The organism is Lactiplantibacillus paraplantarum (genome assembly GCF_003641145.1).
GTDB classification, from domain to species: Bacteria; Bacillota; Bacilli; order Lactobacillales; family Lactobacillaceae; genus Lactiplantibacillus; species Lactiplantibacillus paraplantarum.
Window position 1 is genome coordinate 1,501,015 of sequence record NZ_CP032744.1, and the last position, 18,854, is coordinate 1,519,868.

At 44.3% G+C, this 18,854-nt stretch carries 18 protein-coding genes and 1 other RNA gene; 12 read left to right on the top strand and 7 right to left on the bottom strand.

The annotated features are described in order from the left end of the window. The first annotated feature begins 67 nt into the window (after nt 1–67). Nucleotides 68–568: a universal stress protein gene (locus tag LP667_RS07240; protein WP_003645081.1), complete on the top strand. Its 501-nt coding sequence runs from the start codon at nt 68–70 to the stop codon at nt 566–568. A 150-nt stretch (nt 569–718) separates the two neighbouring features. Here the strand turns inward: LP667_RS07240 and LP667_RS07245 are convergent, their stop codons facing one another. The 5 genes from LP667_RS07245 to recU all read right to left on the bottom strand — a co-directional run bounded on the left by LP667_RS07245 (nt 719) and on the right by recU (nt 7,488). Next, nucleotides 719–2,380 (bottom strand): ABC transporter permease, encoded by a 1,662-nt coding sequence (locus tag LP667_RS07245; RefSeq protein ID WP_021731483.1) that lies wholly within the window; start codon nt 2,378–2,380, stop codon nt 719–721. Continuing rightward, on the bottom strand, nt 2,377–3,390 hold the full coding sequence (locus tag LP667_RS07250; protein ID WP_021731484.1) for an extracellular solute-binding protein: 1,014 nt from the start codon (nt 3,388–3,390) through the stop codon (nt 2,377–2,379). The genes LP667_RS07245 and LP667_RS07250 overlap by 4 nt, the downstream gene beginning before the upstream one ends. Before the next feature lie 12 nt (nt 3,391–3,402). After that, the gene (locus tag LP667_RS07255; RefSeq protein WP_021731485.1) at nt 3,403–4,356 is read right to left on the bottom strand and encodes an ABC transporter ATP-binding protein; all 954 of its coding nucleotides are present in this window, start codon (nt 4,354–4,356) and stop codon (nt 3,403–3,405) included. Nucleotides 4,357–4,549: 193 nt separating this feature from the next. Next, the gene (locus LP667_RS07260; protein WP_021731486.1) at nt 4,550–6,853 is read right to left on the bottom strand and encodes a transglycosylase domain-containing protein; all 2,304 of its coding nucleotides are present in this window, start codon (nt 6,851–6,853) and stop codon (nt 4,550–4,552) included. A gap of 11 nt (nt 6,854–6,864) precedes the next feature. Further along, nucleotides 6,865–7,488: a Holliday junction resolvase RecU gene (gene recU / locus LP667_RS07265; RefSeq protein ID WP_021731487.1), complete on the bottom strand. Its 624-nt coding sequence runs from the start codon at nt 7,486–7,488 to the stop codon at nt 6,865–6,867. Between the two features lie 114 nt (nt 7,489–7,602). Here recU and LP667_RS07270 point away from each other — a divergent pair, with 114 nt between their 5' ends. From LP667_RS07270 to LP667_RS07285, 4 genes are all read left to right on the top strand, one after another. Further along, nucleotides 7,603–8,172, top strand: a complete 570-nt coding sequence (locus LP667_RS07270) for an SLOG family protein (RefSeq protein ID WP_021731488.1) — start codon at nt 7,603–7,605, stop codon at nt 8,170–8,172. A 74-nt stretch (nt 8,173–8,246) separates the two neighbouring features. Continuing rightward, nucleotides 8,247–8,588 carry a cell division regulator GpsB gene (gene gpsB / locus LP667_RS07275; RefSeq protein ID WP_003638751.1) on the top strand — a complete coding sequence of 114 codons (342 nt, stop codon included), beginning with the start codon at nt 8,247–8,249 and terminating at the stop codon, nt 8,586–8,588. A 15-nt stretch (nt 8,589–8,603) separates the two neighbouring features. After that, an RNA gene (gene rnpB, locus LP667_RS07280) (RNase P RNA component class B) lies at nt 8,604–8,978 on the top strand. A 171-nt stretch (nt 8,979–9,149) separates the two neighbouring features. Beyond that, entirely contained in the window at nt 9,150–10,295 is a 1,146-nt protein-coding gene (locus tag LP667_RS07285) for a THUMP domain-containing class I SAM-dependent RNA methyltransferase (RefSeq protein ID WP_021731490.1), read from the top strand. A gap of 386 nt (nt 10,296–10,681) precedes the next feature. Here LP667_RS07285 and LP667_RS07290 read toward each other — a convergent pair whose 3' ends face one another. Next, nucleotides 10,682–11,434: an alpha/beta fold hydrolase gene (locus tag LP667_RS07290; protein ID WP_021731492.1), complete on the bottom strand. Its 753-nt coding sequence runs from the start codon at nt 11,432–11,434 to the stop codon at nt 10,682–10,684. A 221-nt stretch (nt 11,435–11,655) separates the two neighbouring features. On the opposite strand from LP667_RS07290, the gene LP667_RS07295 reads away from it, so the two are divergent. From LP667_RS07295 to LP667_RS07315, 5 genes are all read left to right on the top strand, one after another. After that, the gene (locus tag LP667_RS07295) at nt 11,656–12,063 is read left to right on the top strand and encodes a nuclear transport factor 2 family protein (protein WP_021731493.1); all 408 of its coding nucleotides are present in this window, start codon (nt 11,656–11,658) and stop codon (nt 12,061–12,063) included. Nucleotides 12,064–12,280: 217 nt separating this feature from the next. Beyond that, complete coding sequence (locus LP667_RS07300) at nt 12,281–13,360, top strand: S66 family peptidase (protein WP_021731495.1); 1,080 nt, start codon at nt 12,281–12,283, stop codon at nt 13,358–13,360. Between the two features lie 44 nt (nt 13,361–13,404). Next, nucleotides 13,405–13,893, top strand: coding sequence for a GNAT family N-acetyltransferase (locus tag LP667_RS07305; RefSeq protein ID WP_021731496.1), 489 nt, complete (start codon nt 13,405–13,407; stop codon nt 13,891–13,893). 147 nt (nt 13,894–14,040) lie between these two features. After that, nucleotides 14,041–15,384 carry a GH25 family lysozyme gene (locus LP667_RS07310; protein ID WP_033609462.1) on the top strand — a complete coding sequence of 448 codons (1,344 nt, stop codon included), beginning with the start codon at nt 14,041–14,043 and terminating at the stop codon, nt 15,382–15,384. Nucleotides 15,385–15,539: 155 nt separating this feature from the next. Further along, nucleotides 15,540–16,511 carry a S66 family peptidase gene (locus LP667_RS07315; RefSeq protein WP_021731498.1) on the top strand — a complete coding sequence of 324 codons (972 nt, stop codon included), beginning with the start codon at nt 15,540–15,542 and terminating at the stop codon, nt 16,509–16,511. 119 nt (nt 16,512–16,630) lie between these two features. Here LP667_RS07315 and LP667_RS07320 read toward each other — a convergent pair whose 3' ends face one another. Next, nucleotides 16,631–17,089 carry a GNAT family N-acetyltransferase gene (locus tag LP667_RS07320; RefSeq protein ID WP_021731499.1) on the bottom strand — a complete coding sequence of 153 codons (459 nt, stop codon included), beginning with the start codon at nt 17,087–17,089 and terminating at the stop codon, nt 16,631–16,633. Nucleotides 17,090–17,265: 176 nt separating this feature from the next. On the opposite strand from LP667_RS07320, the gene LP667_RS07325 reads away from it, so the two are divergent. After that, nucleotides 17,266–18,021, top strand: a complete 756-nt coding sequence (locus LP667_RS07325) for a hypothetical protein (RefSeq protein ID WP_021731500.1) — start codon at nt 17,266–17,268, stop codon at nt 18,019–18,021. Further along, a complete protein-coding gene (locus LP667_RS07330; protein ID WP_021731501.1) occupies nt 18,021–18,698 on the top strand; it encodes an ATP-binding cassette domain-containing protein in 678 nt (225 codons plus the stop codon). Before LP667_RS07325 ends, LP667_RS07330 begins: the two co-directional genes overlap by 1 nt. Nucleotides 18,699–18,854: the final 156 nt, after the last annotated feature.

An 18,854-nucleotide genomic window follows, 5' to 3' on the forward strand; every position in this document is an offset into this window, starting at 1 on the left:
TTATAGATAAGTTATGATTATGATAATAAATATTGTAACTCATTAAACTTATCAGGAGGTCTCAACCATGTATAAACGAATCCTAGTCCCATTAGATGGTTCCGATAATGCTTATTATGCACTTGAACACGCGATTGCCTTAGCTAAGGTTTTTGACTCCCAGTTATTTTTATTGAATGTCATCGATGTTAATCGATTTGGCGTCTACAGTCCGGATGTTTTTACGAGTGCGGCGCCAGATATGATGAGTTTTGATCAAGCCCAGAGTAAGAAATTACTGGAGCGGGCCCAGGATCAAGTTGCGGCCCACCAGTTGCACGCCGAAACGATTCGGCAAACTGGGGTGCCCAAAGTGACAATTGCGGTCGATGTTCCTAAGGCTCAAAATATTGATTTGATCGTGATTGGTCGCTCAGGGACTAATGCGATTTCTCGCTTATTCTTAGGTTCAACGACTGCGTATGTCGTTCGTAATACGGAGGCGAATGTCACCGTGGTTAATATGCCAAATGACGAAGCTGAAGAGGTTGAACAAACCGGTGATGTTTCGGCCGATGATTCTAAATAACTTGTAAGTGATGATTAAAGCTGGTCACACGACGTCAACATTGACGCTCGTGCGACCAGCTTTTTTAGTAGGGGCCAGGCGATGACGAAAAAAATCGTCTTGCGGTACTCACAGTTACCGGTTTAAGTGCCAACTGATGCCGTTTGGGCGCTAGTTTGGCTGGTGTACTGGCTTGGCAGCTGATTGCAGGTGATTAACGCCAATCAGCCCGATGAAAGTAAATGCTACCGTCACTACTGCTAGGGCCATACCGGCAGCCGCTTCTCCCTGTTCGAACGATTGATAGATAAATGTTGAGACAGTCGTCATACCGGCAGGCAGTAACAATAGCGCAGCGACTAGTTCGCGACTTGCCGCAATGAAAGCCATCACAAAACTGTTGAGTAGTGCGGGCCATAGAATCGGAAGTGCAATTTTTAGGATGATGCGGCCGAAACTAGGTTCGAAGATCCGCGCGCTGGCCAGCAATTTCGAATCAAAGGCCTTGAGAGCGGTCGTCAAGTATTGCACCGTTGTTGGTAGAAATAAGGTGACATCCGCGATCAGGAGGATGGCTAGGGTGCCGTATAATTTAGTGAACGCCAGCACCTGTGAAAAGAGCATCATTAAGCTCAATGCTAAGACGACGTTTGGAATTGCGAGTGGCAATGCGCCTAAGGTATGACACAACTGTCGCAGCCACTTGGGAAAACGCTTTGTTAAACTCCCAACACTTAAGAATAAGCCGACGATCACATTGAGACTGCTAATCAGTAATGCCAATCCCACGGTCGTAACAATGGCCTGCCAGGCAGGACTATCAAAGCGTAAGAGGTCTATATAGTGTGCAAGTGTCAAATTGGACGGGCTCCAACCAAGACTGCGCTGTTTGAGCAGTGACTGCAAGACAATTGCACTGTATGGTAGCACAATGGCAATACTGATGATGATTGTAACGAAAGTGCCTGCTAATGTCGTTACGCCAAGCTGCCGATATTGCAATGCTGATCGTTGTCCGGGGAACTTAACAGCCGGCCGGCGTAGCAACCATTGCTGGGTACCCCAGGCCATCAGGGCAATTGTCAGCAGCAGGGTGCCGGTGAGCACGCCATTTTGGAAATCTAAGGGCCACTGGCTGAGGTCCTTTTGAATCGTAGTCGTCAGAACTTCGAAGTGAATGCTCCGACCAAAGGTGGCTGGTGTTCCAAATTCAGCCAAGGTTTTGGTAAAGACTAAAATCCATACAGCTAAGTATGGGACTAACATGATTGGTAATGTGATTCGCACTAGTCGTTGCCAAGTGTTGACCCCGTGAACTTCGGCCGCTTGAAGCCAGCGCTGGTTGAACTGCATGAGGGCTGCGCGTAAGCCTAAGTATGCCACGGGATACAAGTGCAGACTCATGATAACGACCATCCCAAATGGCGAAAATAACCACTGAAATTGGTGGTGCCAACTCGGATTGAGCTGGGCCAGTAATCCGTGCGGTTGGAAAAAATATAACCAGCCCATCGCGTTAATATATGGTGGTGTCATGAATGGCACTAACAAGAGCCAATGCAGCCAGGAGAGCTTTGTTAAACGGGTGTGCGTCATGATCCATGCCAAAGGGGTGGCCAGCAGGGTCGTCCCGACGACCGTGCCCCCACTGAGGAACAGACTGTGTTGAATGCTCACACGGTTGGTTGGCTGCGTCAGTTGTGCCCATAGCTGGCTTGGTGATTGACCGACTAGGGTTTGACCAATCAGGGCGACTAAGGGGCCGATAATCAGAGTTGCCAACAAGCAACTGATGATGATTGATAAGGACAAGCGGACTTGACGATTACTCATCGGCTAAAAACCTGATTGAATGCGACAACGTTTTTGGTCAGGGCAGCGTTGGCTTTATCCCAATTGACGGTGTAGGCTTTGATGGCTTTGCCATTGCGTGGATCGGTCAAGTTGACAGTGGTACCTGGAATTAAGTTACCTTTTTGAATTTGTCTTTGAACTTTAGCTGATAGGAGGTAGTCCACAAATTGTTTGGCAGCGGCTTGGTGGCGACTAGTTTTTAAAATCATTGCTGGTCGTGGGTTGACTAAAGTCCCGCTCTTGGGATAGACGAAACCGATCTTTTCGCCTTTCTTAATCGCTGTTAGACTCATGTAATCAACCCCACCAAAGACGGCAACTTTTTGGCCAGTGATGACGGCATCGAGAGCTTCTTTATTAGCACCCCCGATATCGGCGCCGTTTTCTTGAAGGGCTTTGAGTAGCTTAGTTCCAGACTTCATTTGATAGGCATTGATGAAGTCCAGACTAGAACCAGATGTTTGGGGGTCTGGAATAGTCACTTGATTGTGATAGGGGTTCGTCGTCAAGTCAGGCCAATCTGTCGGGGCGGTCTTGATCTGTTGGGTGTTGTACGTAATCCCGACTGCAGAAGCACTATAATTGAATAGTTGGTGGTTATTATCTTTGAATTTGGAGTTCAACCGCTTGGCATGGCTGGCTTGATAAGTTAGTAGCTGACCTTTTTTTTGCAAATCAGCACCGGCGGCCATCGAGGCTAAAATCAGCACGTCAGCTTGTGGATTTGCCTGTTCAGCTTTGACTTTACTCAAAATTTTGCCGGTGGTACCGTCAAAACTTTTAACTTTGATTCCGGTTTGGGTTTCAAACCCTTTGATGATTTGGTCAGACAGTGGTTTGGGGCCAGCTGCATAAACGGTCAAAACTTGTTGGTTAGTTTTTTGAGCGTTCGCTGTCAAAGCTTTTTCTTTGGATGCATTTGCATAAAGTGTGGTACCGAGTGCCAGTATTCCTAGGGTAGATAACGTGATAATAGCCATTTTAGACATTTAGATCGACTCCTAATAGGTTAAAATTTGGTGGGGATTAATTGATAGTGTTATCGGTGCGGGCGAATAAGGTAGCTCAGTTTTAACATGCCAGTCGTAATTGTTGACTTGAACGCAAGTATCAAAGTGATCACCCATAAAAGTTGAGCTACGGACGATACCTTGGTAAGTCGGTCGTGTGATATTAGGCCGACTCACCACAACATGTTCTGGTCGAATGGCCTGGTGCGCGTCAATCTGGTTGAGGGTACCCATAAAGCTGGCCGCGAATTGGGACTGAGGCTGCTGATAAAGCTGTGCTGCTGTTCCAGCTTGCACCAATTGGCCTGCTCGGAGTAATACAATATGGTCGGCCATACGCAGAGCTTCTTGTCGATCATGAGTGACGAAAATTGCGGTTAGCTGGTGGTCGTGAATCAACGTTCGGATTTCCAATTGAAGTCGGGTACGTAATTCGGGGTCCAGGGCACTCAAGGCTTCGTCAAATAAGACTAAATCCGGTTGGGTTGCAATGGCCCGTGCAAGGGCGACGCGTTGCTGCTGTCCACCCGAAAGCTCATGCGGATAGCGTTGACGGTAATCGATTAGGCTTACTTGTTCAAGCGCCCAGTTGACTTGTGCGACCAATTCGGGTTTGGTCAGGTGTTTTTCTAAAGCAAAAGCGATGTTTTCTTGAGCTGTCATGTGAGGCCATAGGGCAAAATCTTGAAAAACCATGGCCAGATGGCGCTGAGCTGGTGGTTGGTTGAAATGGGTAGCGGCGTCAAAAATCGGCTGATCATCAAATGAGATTTGACCACTGTCAGGTGTCGTTAGACCAGCAATCATGTTTAGCAGTGTTGATTTGCCGGAGCCAGACGGACCAATCAAAGCCGTGATTTGCTGGTCAGGAATTGTTAGATTGAGTTGATTGATCACCGGATGTTGATAACTTTTAGATAATTCATGTAACTTAATGGCAACCACAATAAGCAGCTCCTTTGTCTTCATTAATTAGTTCAGTTTATTAAGTTACTTTGTATTGTAGTGGTAAATCAGCTTGGTAACGTTGATTTTGAGTTTAGTTTATGTAAATTTTGCGTGTTAATTTAGTAAAGCGGTACACAAAAAAGAGATCACTGAAAGTTATCCAGTGATCTCTTTAATATTCAATATTCAATTATTGTTCTTCAGTGTTATTATTCGTATCAGCGGTCGGTGTTTCCGATGAAGCGGCCTCGGAACTTGCCTCAGAACTCGAACTAACTTCGGAGCTACTACTACTTTCGGCACTAGACTCAGAAGATGAGCTTTCTTCGCTACTTGAGGAGGAAGCGGCTTCCGAACTACTACTGCTACTTTCAGAACTGCTACTACTTGCTTCGGCACTAGTGCTAGAACTACGAGTGGTAGTTGAACTTGAACTAGCTGAGCTCGATGTTCCTGATGAGGCCTCACTACTGGAGAAGAGGTGACCGACAACGTAAAGCTCTTCGATACCATTCTTTTTCGTTGTACCGACGGAACTTGGTTTGGTCCAATCGGAATTTGGTGAGTACTGTTGCAGGTAATTCATCATTGCTCGGTAAATTTGTTGTGAAATTTTCTCGTTGGAGGTATCTAGGTAACCACCAGCTTCGGTGGACTTATCATAACCAGTCCAAACGGCGACCGAATAGTTCTTCGTGTAACCGGCCATCCATGAATCAACGACGGCATCGGATGGTACTTTGTTTTTATACTGAGAAGCATAGTTGTCAGTACCAGTCTTACCAGCTTGATAAACACCACTGATTTTAGCAGTTGTTGCCGTCCCAGTAGCGCTGTTGATAACACCTTTGAGCATATCAGTAATCATGTACGCCGTCGATTTCTTCATAGCCCGCTTACCGGTACTGGTATATGAAGTTGTAACACCTTCCGCAGTAGTAACTTTGCGGATATAGTACGGTTTGTGATAAACACCACCGTCGGCAAAGGCTGCATAGGCGCCGGCTACTTGTAAGGTAGAAACACCAGCACCGATCCCGTTAGCATAGTTCACGGTTTTGAGGTTCATTCCCAGGCCATTGGCAAAGGTTTTGGCACGGCTTTTACCAACAGTTTGTAAGGCGCGAATTGCAGGAATATTTCTGGATTGAACCAGTGCTTCACGCATGGTCATATTGCCCAAGTAGTTATTGTCAAAGTCATGTACGGAAATATTAGTCCCGGGATACTTGTACTTCGTATCGGACAATGATTTGTAAGTTGGCCAATTTAAATATTCAATGGCCGGCCCATAATCGAGAATCGGTTTCATCGTTGATGCGTTTGAACGTGATGTCCAGACAGCTCGGTTGGTCCCGTACGTGACATTACCGATCTTACGACCACCAATCATGGCTGAAACCTTGCCAGTGTAAGAATCAACCACCGACACCCCTAATTGGAAAGTCTGTTTCCCATTATTAGGATAGTTGACATATTGAGATGTGTTGGCAATGTCATAAAGCCGTTTCTGAGCGTCCATGTCAATGTTCGTATAAACTTTCTCGCCATCGGTTAATTTATAACCCTTTTTGAGAAGGTCTTGACGGACTTCGTTCAGGTAAGCATCCAAGATTTTATTCGTCTTTTCATGCTTCGTCAGACTTGCGCGTCCCGAACTAGTTAAGCCCGTCTTGACACTGACTTTTTCAGCGGCAGTTTCTTGACTCTTGGTGATGACTTTGTTATCGTACATCGCTTCCAGGACAAGATTACGGCGGCTAGTTGCGTATGATGGGTAAGTCGTTGGGTCGTAATAGGTTGGTGATTGCGGCATTCCTGCGAGCAATGCGAGTTGACTAAGACTGAGATCTTTTAACGACTTACCGTAGTAGTACTTAGCGGCAGTCCCCATACCATAAATCCCGTTACCCATATAGACCTTATTAATGTAAAATTCCAGAATTTGGGATTTGCTGTAGTGCTTTTCAAGATTAAGCGCTAGCCAGGCTTCCTGTGCTTTAACTTTTAAGTTTCGATCCGAAGTGCTTGTGGAGAAGACAGCGAGTTTAACAAGTTGCATTGTCAAGGTACTCCCACCTTGCATTCCGAGTGAACTACCTTTTAAGTTACCAACAGCAGCCCCTAGAATCCGGTAATAATCGACCCCCTTATGTTTGTAGAAGCGGCGGTCTTCGATTGAGACGACCGCATTTTTTAAAGCGGTCGGGATATTGTTAGACTTAACATACTCCCGATTGTTAGACCCTAAAGTGGTCAAGTAATCGTCATTCTTGTCGTAAATCTTAACGGCGCTAGTATCAACAAGATTACTCTGTTTAATCGTCGGTGCCGTCTGGGCATAGTAGAAGAAAAGTCCTAAGCCGGCTAGTACCCCGATGACAAACAGCGCAGCTAAAGATAAAATAATCCGCCGGAACCAGTGTTTCTTCGGTGGTTTAGGCTGACTTTTTTTACGAGCAACCCGTGAATTCTGTTCATTGTTACCTGCCATGATGTTCTCCTTTAATGAATTGATGAGATCTCATCAATAATATGATCAATTGCATCCAAGTAGGGAATGCGTGGATTGATTTGATAATGTAGCTCCACAGCTAAGTGTTCAATATCCGTCAGTGGAATTGATTTGCGGCCACCATCTCCTTGGTGGTCCCAATAAGTAAATAAGTCGCTAGCTGTCAACATAAATAGGCGCCCCAGAGTCGCAAACCGAATAATGACAAAACAAATTCCACTTTGAGCTAAGCATTGGCGCATATGCTTGATTTGGTGCTCATGAAAGTTCTTAAGTGGAAAGGCCGTTTTGTTCTTGGTCTCCTTGGCCTCAAAATCCAAATACTTGCCGCGATAAACACCGTTATAATCAGTAGTAGAAGCTTGTTTGAAATAAGCTTCACGAATTACAGCGGCGCTTCGTTTGGGATAATCGACCTTAACGATCTGAATGGGCGTTGGCTTTTTATGAATAACTGCGATATCATTTTCAAGATAATAGGCGTTACTATCATTGATTTCTTGTTCCAAGCTCATCCCACGATCGCCAAAATTGACATTGGCAAATTTGGAAGCTTTCGATTTAGTTGGGCCGGGTTGGCGATAAACTTGACCGTTTGGATAGCGAATCGTCACATTAATCAACCTCCTAATAATGTTACATTTTACCATTAACTAATGGGGAATGTGAAATATCTGTGAGTTTTTAACTGTTTTAGACCGATTTAGTGATAGAAAGGAGACTTTTTTATGAGTCGGTTGTGGCTTAGTGGCTACCGGAGTTATGAGTTGAACGTCTTTGGTGATCAAGATGATAAACTAAAAGTTATTAAATTTGCGTTAACTAATTACTTGACGACCCAGATTGAAGATGGCATGGACTGGCTAATCACGGGTGGTCAGCTAGGAATCGAACAATGGGCCGCTGAAGTGGGGTTGGTCCTTAAAAAAACGTATCCTGAATTGAAGGTGGCAATTATGCTACCATACGGTGAATTTGGTGGGCGTTGGAACGAAAATAATCAAGCTAAGTTGCAGACTCTATTAGCCCAGGTCGACTTTCACGCCCCCGTTAGTAAGCAGCCGTATGAAAATCCGCAACAATTAAAAAATTATCAAGAATTCATGGTAACGCATACGGATGCGGCGACCTTAGTGTATGATCCAGATAACCCTGGAAAACCAACATATGACTACGATTTGATTAAGAATTTTAGTGACACTCATCCGTACCCGTTAACCTTGATCGACTTCGATTGGTTACAGGAAAGTGCTAATGAATATGCAGAAAAACAGAATAATGGTTTTAATTTTGAATAAAGTCTGCTACAATGTTTTAAGTAATGCGGATGCCGAATGGGTATCGCGCGAATAACAATGAGGTGTTTTTAAATATGGCTAAACGTAATTTTACTCCCAAAGACATCCTTCAAAAAGAGTTTAAGCCAAAGATGCGGGGTTATGATCCTGCCGACGTGGATGGCTTTTTAGATAATGTCATTAAGGACTATGAGTCATTTACTAAAGATAACCAACAACTTTCAGATGAAAACGAACGGTTGCGGGCCAAGGTTGACGAGCTTACTAAGCAAGTTGCTGTCGGCGCCACCAGTCCATCTTCACAACCGACTAGTACGGTGACGAATATGGATATTCTGAAACGTTTGTCTAACTTGGAACGCCATGTTTTTGGTGCCCAATTAGATAATAATCAAAATGAATCACACCGTCTATAATTGTGATTCGATGTAAATTCTGGGTAATCGCGGTCGGCTGATGTCGGCTGAGGAAGGTCCATGCTCGCACAAGCTGCGATGCTTGTAGTGTTCGTGCTCGGTGAAAAAATAAGCCGGGGTACCGATTTATCGGTAACGGCGGGAAAAACGGCTAAGGTTTCGGCTATGCCCGAGTATCCCTGAAAAGTGCCACAGTGACGATACTCAACTGGAAACGGTTGAGTTGGAACGCGGTAAACCCCACGAGCGGGCAACCCAAACTACGGTAGGGGCGCTTCACATAAGGAATTGAACTAAATGTGGGGGGAGATTAGTAATCTCGAGATAGATGATTACCGCCTAGTTAACAGACCCTGTACTTTGACTAGGTACAAAACATGGCCTACAGGAATTTACATTTAGACAGGAGACTGGGACAAAAGTTCGCTTTTGTTCCAGTTTTTTTATTCGATCAGTTAGCAAACTAGCAACTTATGCTAAACTAGGTGAGGAAGCCAGTTTAGTGGGAAATAACTTAATCAACAAGAGATGTCTGAATAACAGACATCGCAGGAGGAAACTATGCAAGAATTTAGACTAATTGCCACCGCCGCTAGTGGGATTGAAGCGTTAGTGGGCCGCGAGTTACGAGATTTGGGTTACCAAGTCCAAACCGAAAATGGCCGAGTACGCTTTAACGGAACGATCAAAGACATTTTGCGGACCAACTTATGGTTACGGACAGCTGACCGTATCAAGATCATTGTCGGTGAATTTAACGCTTATACGTTCGATGAACTGTTTGAAAAGACTTTGGCTTTACCATGGGACCAGTTATTGCCGATGGATGCCGAATTTCCAGTGGAAGGTAAGTCACGCAATTCTAAGCTCCACAGTGTCCCAGACGTTCAATCAATCGTAAAAAAGGCGATTGTGAACCAGTTAGCAGACACGTACCATCGTAACGGGCATTTGCCAGAAACGGGTGCGCTATTCCCGTTAGAAGTGGCAATCAACAAGGATCACGTCTTGTTAACGTTAGACACGACTGGCTCAAGCTTGTTCAAGCGAGGTTATCGGGTCGAAAAAGGAGGCGCACCGTTAAAAGAGAATATGGCCGCAGCCTTAGTCATGCTAGCTAAGTGGTATCCAGATAACCCATTTGTTGATCCCGTGTGTGGTTCAGGGACCATTCCAATCGAAGCGGCATTATTGGCACGTAACATTGCGCCCGGTTTCAACCGCGCGTTTGCGTGTGAAAAATGGGACTGGGTGCCCGCTGGACTTAGCCAGCAGCTTCGGGACGAAGCGGATAGTTTAGCCGATTACGATACTGAACTAGATATTAGCGGGTATGATATTGACGGCAAGATGATCGATATTGCTAAGTTGAATGCACGTGAGGCGGGGCTGCTTCACGATATCAACTTTAAGCAATTGGCCGTTAAGGACTTTACAACTGATAAGATCAACGGGGTCCTAGTCGCTAACCCGCCATATGGGGAACGGTTAAGCGACCGGGATAGTGTTCGGATTCTCTACCGGCAGATGGGCCAGGTCTATAGTAAGTTGCCGAGTTGGAGTAAGTATATCCTAACGAGCGATTTAGAGTTTGAAGACTTTTACGGGCAAAAAGCCACGAAACGGCGTAAACTCTATAACGGCGCCTTACGGACGGACTATTTCCAATACTGGGGTAAGCGAATTCGGCCAGCCCGGACGGAATAAATAAGTCACGCTCGTTGTCATAATTCATTTTGAACATAATGATAGCTAAATCTGATTAGAACGGTATATCATACTCATTCAGCTAGTGTGGGTCTGAATAAATGATTATGGAGTGGAAAAATAAAAGATTAGCAACTACTGGCGGGGTGGTTATTAGCATTCACTTCATTAGGATTTTTTATGACAATGATGGATTCAATGATTGTGACAACGGCATCAACAGCCATCAAAGCTAGTGACCATCCAGCGTGTATTTGATGATAGTTGATACTCAATATGGGACACTTAAAAGTGGGTATTTAATCGGATTTGTCGATTAAATACCCATTTTTAAGCTGATAACGATGACAAGTTAGGCAGTTGATTGTGATTATCAGATTAAACGACTAATTTAGATAATAATCAAAAAAATTAGCAATTTTATTCATCAATGGCACCTTAACTAAGTGTGTGGCCCGATAACCTGTGATAAAGGCCACTTGTTCAGCGTAAGATGCCGTATGAACACGATCAAAGAAATCACGCGCTTGTGTGTAGGGAATCCGTTCGTCCTCAGTGCCGTGCCAAAATAAGATGGGACGATGGTCGATTGTTTCTGGTTGCATATTGAGATCATAGTGGTCCAGCCAACTGGTCAGTAGAGCTAAGTCATCTGGAATGTACAGATGGTGAGCAGTCGCATGCTGGCGAACTAACTGGGCATATGCGTTAAGATTAGGTGTTCCCATGATAATCGTGGCGGCTTTGATTTCGGGATGGTGCGTCAATAAAGCACTCGTTGTCATACCGCCCATCGAGTAGCCACCAACACCAATCTGCTGATTTAAGATTAGCCCTTTTTGTTGATAGTGGTCGATAATTGCATCGAATTCCGCCAGGTTTCCTTGGATACTATTCCAAAAAGTAAAGGAGGGAATCTGACTGACGGTCTGATGACGTTCTCCATGATTAATAGCATCGGGAAGTGCGACGCGCAAATTTTTGCGGGCCAGTTTGCGAGCTTGGGTCAAGACGAGTTCTTTGTTGGATTGCCAACCGTGATAAAAGACAACTAGCGGCAAGGGTTGACTTGAATGCTTAGCAGCTGTAACTTCCAATATAGGGATATCTTGGAGATATTGTTTAGTAACATTGATCATGATTTTAGACTCACTTTATTAATATTTTCATCAAATTAACTGTGACAGAAGTCGTTGCTGAATACAACTAATAGATCTGGAAACTTAATTTTAAACTATGATTAAGATGATAATATCGCAAAGTGAGGGCGATGCTAGACGACTTCTGAATGCTATCTGGTCCATGCTAATAATAATTAGTATAGTATGAAAATAGTGTCAATAACTGGGAAGGCGAACAAATGACGGAAATTAATCTGGAATTAACACAGGCGCGGCAATTAAAAATTCAGCAATATTTTAAGATGTGGGTGACGCGCAACTTTGAAGCACTACCGATGATTTTTGCGGTCGATTGTTATTACCAAGAATGCTATGGACCAGCATATTTGTCATTAGCAGAAATTCAGGCTTGGATCGAACACCAATTAACTATTCAGCGGGTCACAACGTGGTCGATTCAGCGGTTGTGGTCAGCGACTGATAAGATGATTTTTGTTCAGTGGACTTTTACGGCAGTTACGGAGCAAGTAACCCAATTTGATGGTCTGTCGGCAGTTCATTTCAACTCTGCAGGATATATTGATGATTTACGGGAGTATCAAACGACAACCAAGCATCATTATCCCTACCATGAACTTAATGATTAAAATGCGGTCTGAACGGTGGCCAACAATACTTGGCGAATTGAAATTGAAGTGTGGCGGCAATAAAGTTAATGGGCTACTTAATCGGGTTAAAAACGATCAAGTGGCTTTTTTTAGTAGTGGCTAATTATCTGAATTAAGCGAAAAATTGATGGTGAGTATTCAAAAAGTTAAAGATTGATGATAAAATTAATTTCAAATAAAAATTGGAGATGGTCAAATGTTAAAACCGGCTCCATTGCATCAAGGAGATCATGTCGCCGTGGTCAGTCTTTCAAGTGGCACTCTCGGCGAAGCTGCGCGGCGACATCAGTTGAACCAAGGTTTAAAGCGGCTGCAACAACTGGGACTTGTCCCAGTAATGATGCCCAATACGTTAAAAGGCCGGGCTGTCTTAAAACAACACCCAGAACTGCGAGCTGCTGATTTAAAGCAGGCTTTTTTAGACCCTAACATTCGTGGGATCATTGCAGCAATCGGTGGAGATGATACTTACCGGACGTTACCATTTTTGATGAGCGATCTCGAATTTAAGACGGCCGTTCGTCAATCGCCGAAGCTTTTTACGGGTTTTTCGGACACGACAGTTAACCATTTGATGTTTTATCAGCTTGGCTTACAAACTTTTTATGGTCCCAATTTTTTAAGTGATCTAGCTGAACTGGGACCGACGATGTTGCCGTATACTGCTGATACTTGGCAACGCTACTTTGAAGTTTCCCAACAGATGGTTATCAATAGTAGTCCTGTGTGGTATGACGAACGCACAGATTTCAGTGAGGCAGCCTTAGAGACCTCACGGGTGCGTCACGTTGAAGCCTACCATTACGAAGTGCTACGTGGTCACGGTGTGGTACAAGGACAGTTGCTAGGCGGTTGTTTGGATAGTTTCTATGATCTGTTGACTACGACTCGTTATCCCGATGAACAACAAGTTGCCGCGCAGTTTAATTTGATACCACGAGCAACTGCTTGGCGGGGGAAAATCTTGTTCATTGAAACTAGCGATGAACAACCTCGGCCTGATTTATTTAGGCGCATGCTCCAGCGAATCCGTCAAGCCAAGATCTTGACTAACGTTGTCGCTGTCATTGTTGGCAAGCCACAGAATGAACATTATTATCAGGAGTATCGAAACATCCTGATTGATGAGACAACCGACTTGAATTTACCAATTCTCTACAATGTTAATTTTGGTCACGCTTTTCCTCGAACAGCACTACCATATGGCGCCCAAGCGGCTGTTGATTTTGATCAGGCGACTTTGAAGGTTTTAGAACCGTGGTTTAATACCCATTGATCAGCCATCGACCATTGGGCACGTTCTTTGAAAGGAGTGGTAATATGAAATTGCAAATTAGACGCTTTCAAGTGACAGATGCACCGGCCGCTGCTGCCATGATTGCTCACACTTTATTGACCAGTAATCGAGCAGACTATTCTGAAGAATACTTGTATCAGTTAATAAATCAGTTGACACCGACTTGGTTATGCCAAAAAGCGGCAATGACGCATTTTTATGTCGGCTATTGTCAACATCAGTTAGTCGCAACGGGGGCGATTGGTTCATATTGGGGACGCCCCGGTGAATACAGTCTATTCACGATTTTTGTTGATCCGGGAATTCAGGGAATGGGTGGCGGTCGGCAGATCATCCAGACGCTTGAACAGGACCCCTATTTCGGGCGAGCACACCGTGTTGAAATTCCAGCGTCCGTGACTGCCCGTAAATTTTACCAGCATTTCGGGTATCAGCTTAAGCCTGGAGAAACGTATCCGGATGATGAAGGACTTTATCGTTTAGAAAAGTTTCCGCATGAATCGTTAGGTTAGTAAATCGCACTTTCCAGTGTTAGTTTATAATGTAAACAAATCGTAAAACGACTGCAATCAGTTTGAAAACTTATCTGCACATTTTATCGGTAGGATAAGATGTGCAGTAAACGTACATATCAAACTAATGATGGGAAGGCGAATGATTTGGTCATACGAGCAAAGTGGCGACTAATGTTGTTACTATTAGGTTGTTTTTTAGGTGGTGTCGGGGTCGTTCAGGCGCACGCGGCGGTGCCGGATATCTCAGAGTGGCAGGGTCAGTTAACGAGTACTGAGGTTCAAAGTCTGAAGAGCCAAGCGGATTTTGTGATTAACCGGGTGCAGTATGGGAGTAGTTATGAGGATTTGTATCACACCTCTAATGAGAGTCTCTATGTGAAATATGGTGTGCCGTTCGGGTCCTACGACTATGCGACCTTTACGAGTACCGCGACTGCCAAAGCCGAGGCAGATAAGTTCTATCAACGTGCAAATAAGAATACTAAATTCTACGTTCTAGATTTTGAAACGACTTCCATGGGGAGTACGGCAGCTAACGCGGCGGTCAAGGCTTGGTATACCGAAATGCGGTCGTTAACGAGCAAGAAGTTGATCTTTTATTCGTACCAGTCATTTGCAACCACATACGCCAACACGGCGCGGCAAAGTTTTGATGCCCAGTGGATCGCAAACTATTCTTCTAAACCAACGGTATCATTTTCACTGTGGCAATATTCGAGCAGCTATTATTTATCGTCACTAGGTCAATATGTTGATAACAGTTTGTATGATAGTGCTTCCGTGACGACATACCACCCGTTAAGCTGGTGGACTTCCGGGACTTCGGCATCATCGGCCACTAGTTCCACTAGTACGACGTATGCTTACAGTAGTTATACGAAGGGACAACATGTGTACCTCAATAATGGGGCGTCGAGCTATTATGACGGCACGAAAGTTCCCAGTAGCGCTAAGAAAAAATACTACAAGGTTACAGCGACCAAGTCAGTCACTAAGAGTCGTTCCAAACAGCTGGTTTACTTAAGTGGTCTAAATAAATGGGTCTTATCACAGGACGTCACCGGCTATTGGGTCGGCCAACATGGATTATATCAACTTCGTGAAAAGAGCACTTTATTCAAAGATGTTAATTTGACAACCTCAACGGGTAAAACCTTGAAAAAGGGTGGCATCTACAGCGGTAAATTGGTTAAAAGTGGGAATTTCTATCGAATTAAGGTGAGTGGTGGTTATATCACGGCGAAGGTCTCCAAATCTGATCATTGGTACTATGAATCCGTACCTGCCAGTGGCTGGATCAAGACGAAGGTTGGACTCTATACGTACAAATCTTCTAATTTTGTGAAGTCTAATCGACATGCGTACCACGCTGCCGGCAATCGTATTAAAGTAACGAAGGTTTACTCCCGGTCAGGTGGTTCACGTTATTATTTGACGAATAAAGGAAATTACGTTTCAGCCAACCGCTCAAACGTTGTTACCCAATAACGCAACTGGGGTGTTCAAAACTGAATTGAGTGACCGTTAGATCCTAAAACGACTTTCAGCAGGCTATTAGCTGAAAGTCGTTTTTTAGATTAAATGTTAATTAAGATTAAAAAGTGCTACACTAATTCTAATCTTAATTTAATGAGGCGAAAGTAATGAAAATTGGTTATTTTTCAGCATCAACGCCAATTACAGCGTTGTCACCAAAACGTTATGCCCGGGCACGCCAGTTTTTGGCGACTCAAGGCGTCGTGCTAGTTGCTGGTAACTTGACTGGTCAGCGGGATAGTTACCGCGCTGGTTCTATCAAAAAACGAGCGGCTGAAATTAACGCGTTAATTCATGATGATTCACTGGATGTCTTGATGGCAACGATTGGTGGTACAAATGCGAACTCGGTATTAACGTTGTTAGATTACGACTATCTCAATCAGCATCCCAAAACGATCGTCGGCTATTCGGATGCCACGGCCGTTTTATTGGCGGTCCAGACGCACGCGCCTAATTGTCGTTTGATCTACGGACCAGCGCTGGTCGCCTCATTAGGTGCGTTTGAGCAAGACATTGTTATGGCTACCTGGCAAAACTTTCTTGCAGTCTATCAGGCAGCGCCCGGGCAGACTGTGACGGAACAGGCACCGGCGCAGTGGACAGATGAAGCGGTCAATTGGGAAACGTTTGATCATCCGAAGCGAATGTATACGAATGCCTGGCATTACACGGCGGCACCTGTTCTGACTGGCCGTCTAATTGGCGGTAACTTAAATACGATGTACGGTTTTTTTAATTCCACCTATTTCCCAGTATTAACTGGTAACGAGCTCTTGTTTATTGAAGATGCGGAGAAAAACGCAGCAACGTTGGAAAAGAATTTTGCGATGTTGGCATTAGCTGGTGTTTTTGATCAGGTCAGTGGCATTATCTTGGGCAAGCACGCCCTGTACGATGATAAAGGTAGTGGGCGTTTACCGATCGATATCTTACAAGAGGTACTGGGTGAACGCCAAGTGCTGCCGATTATTTACGACTACGATAGTTGCCATACCGTCCCGATGATCAGTACGCCGTTGGGGGCGGATGTCCGGATTGATGCGCAGGCTCAAACGGTGACGTTTAGTCATTTTTAAACTAATAATTGTTATAAATTAGTCCAACAACTGCGAACCACAACAGGTAGTCAGCGGGGTTGTAGTTGATGTTGTCAGGCTATTGGTGAGCATCAAAACATAATGAGTTGGGAGTAAGTTTATTCAGTCGGTGATTGGTCAAACTCGAGGTCCAAGAAAAAACGTTTTTGAAGCTTAGTCGCGGTGTAACCAATTTGCTGATAAAATTGGTGGGCGCCTTGACGTTCGATACCAGAATTTAATCGAATACCAGCGACGTGATAAAGCCGTGCTTGTTGTGCCAATGCGGTCATCAAGGCTCGACCAACGCCTCGATGTTGTACAGTAGTGCTAACGGCGAGTGCCAGTATATTGAATAGCGCTGGACCATAGGTTTCTAAATAAACTTCAGCGTGGACATAGCCGAGAACTTGTCGATCATCGGTGCTGGTCGCTGCCAGCAAGATATGCCGCTCTGGTTGTGCCAGCAAGCGAGCTAAGTTTTGAGTCGTACTTATTAAGGGATAGTCATAGTTTAGTTGGTCAGCGTTTAATTTCTGAATCGTAGGGGCATCAGTAATTTGAACCGCTCGAATCATAAATGAAACCTTCTTTCGTGAAAATCCTTCTCATTGTAAACTTATTTTATTTAGAATGATAGTATCGAATCGCTTAGCAAAACTGCCATACTAACAGTAGCAGCAAAAGAATATTTGCTTTTTGTATAATGATAAATATATAATAAAATGATTAGATTATCAAAAGGAGTGTGACGATGATGCATAAATATGGGGTCCAAGTGGGAATCTACACGCAGTATTTTTTTAAAGTGATTCGCGATACTCCGGGGGTGTTAATTTACACGATCTGCTTACCACTCGTGTTTTTAGTGCTGAATGTCAGCAGTGCTCTTTTTAGACCTTTATCACTGACAGTCTATGTTAATCAAGTTATGCCTTATATTGGTTGGATGATTTTCTCCAATTGTCTGATGACTGCCGGTACTGTGGCGACTCTTCGTGAACAAGGGTACCTTAAACAATATCGAACCTTGGTCGTGAGCCCTGCAGTCTTTATTGTTAGCCAAGCTTTGGTTAACTTGGGCATAATCATAATGACTTTGCTCTTAGTGGCAGTGCTGAGCAGTGTAACTTTCAAGTTAGCGTTTTTCCCCTTGCTTGGTCGCTTGTGGTTAACTTTATTGCTCGTGTATCTGCCGGTCACTTGTTATAGTTTACCCTTAATTGCCTTAGCACTCCGACGCAAGACAGTCGATACAGTCATGAACGCGTTGTCACTGATCGTGATTCTGGGAACTTTCATGGTGAGCAATCTGCTGGCAGTGCCTGCCAGCAACCTATTGCTTAACCTGATTAGCCCGATTTATCTAGTCAACAACGTTTTTGCGATGATCAGTGTTGCTCCCGTTAGCCACTTTATCATGACTTATCTATTAAGTCTGGTCGTGCTAGTGGCCATTGGATTATTCAGCTATCGCCATTTAAAGATTTTACCAACGGAGGGGTTATAATGATGCGTGTGGCGCACTTAACATACCAATTTTCAAAAACAGGTAGCCCATTCTTCAAGGATGTGAGCTTTCAATTGAAAAGTCCGGGAGTCAACTTTTTAATCGGTCAAAATGGCGCTGGTAAAACGACCTTAGCTGATATTATCACTGGGCTACGGCCTGCGAAAGGTGTGTTAGATCTTCCTAAAGCGGCTATCTATTTGAATCAACAATTACCACTATTGTCGTCAATTCGTGTGCGGGACGTTGCCCAACTGGTTTTGGGCATCGAGCACGGACGACTACGATTGACAACTGAACAGCTCCAACAACTTATTGATACCCAAGCTTATCAATTCTTGGCGCCACTGTGGGATCAACATTATGGTCAGCTTTCTGGCGGTCAACGTAAATTAGTCCAGTTATTACTGTTCTTACAAGTTGAGCGCGAATTGATTGTTTTGGATGAACCAACAGCAGCGGTTGATCGGGAAAACGTGCAATTGTTGTTTCAGGTCATGCAGGCCCATCCTGAGCGGACCTACTTGCTGATTACCCATGATGTTCGCGACCTGCATGCTTTTACAGATTACCAAGTGTTGTGGCTCAATAATCGGCAGGTGACGACACTGTCCAAGCAAGCGTTTGAAACGGCTGGGGAGCAAGCTGAATTTGTTGCGCTTTTTAAAACGCAATGAGGTTGAAGTATAATTATTGTTATAGCCTGATGGGCGCTGCGTACGTCGCAGCTGATTACGCTTAGCAGTGACGTACGCAAATCATTCGTAAAATTGTGATTAAAAATGGCACTCAGATTTAATTCTGAGTGCCATTTTACGCGTTATAATCGTGTA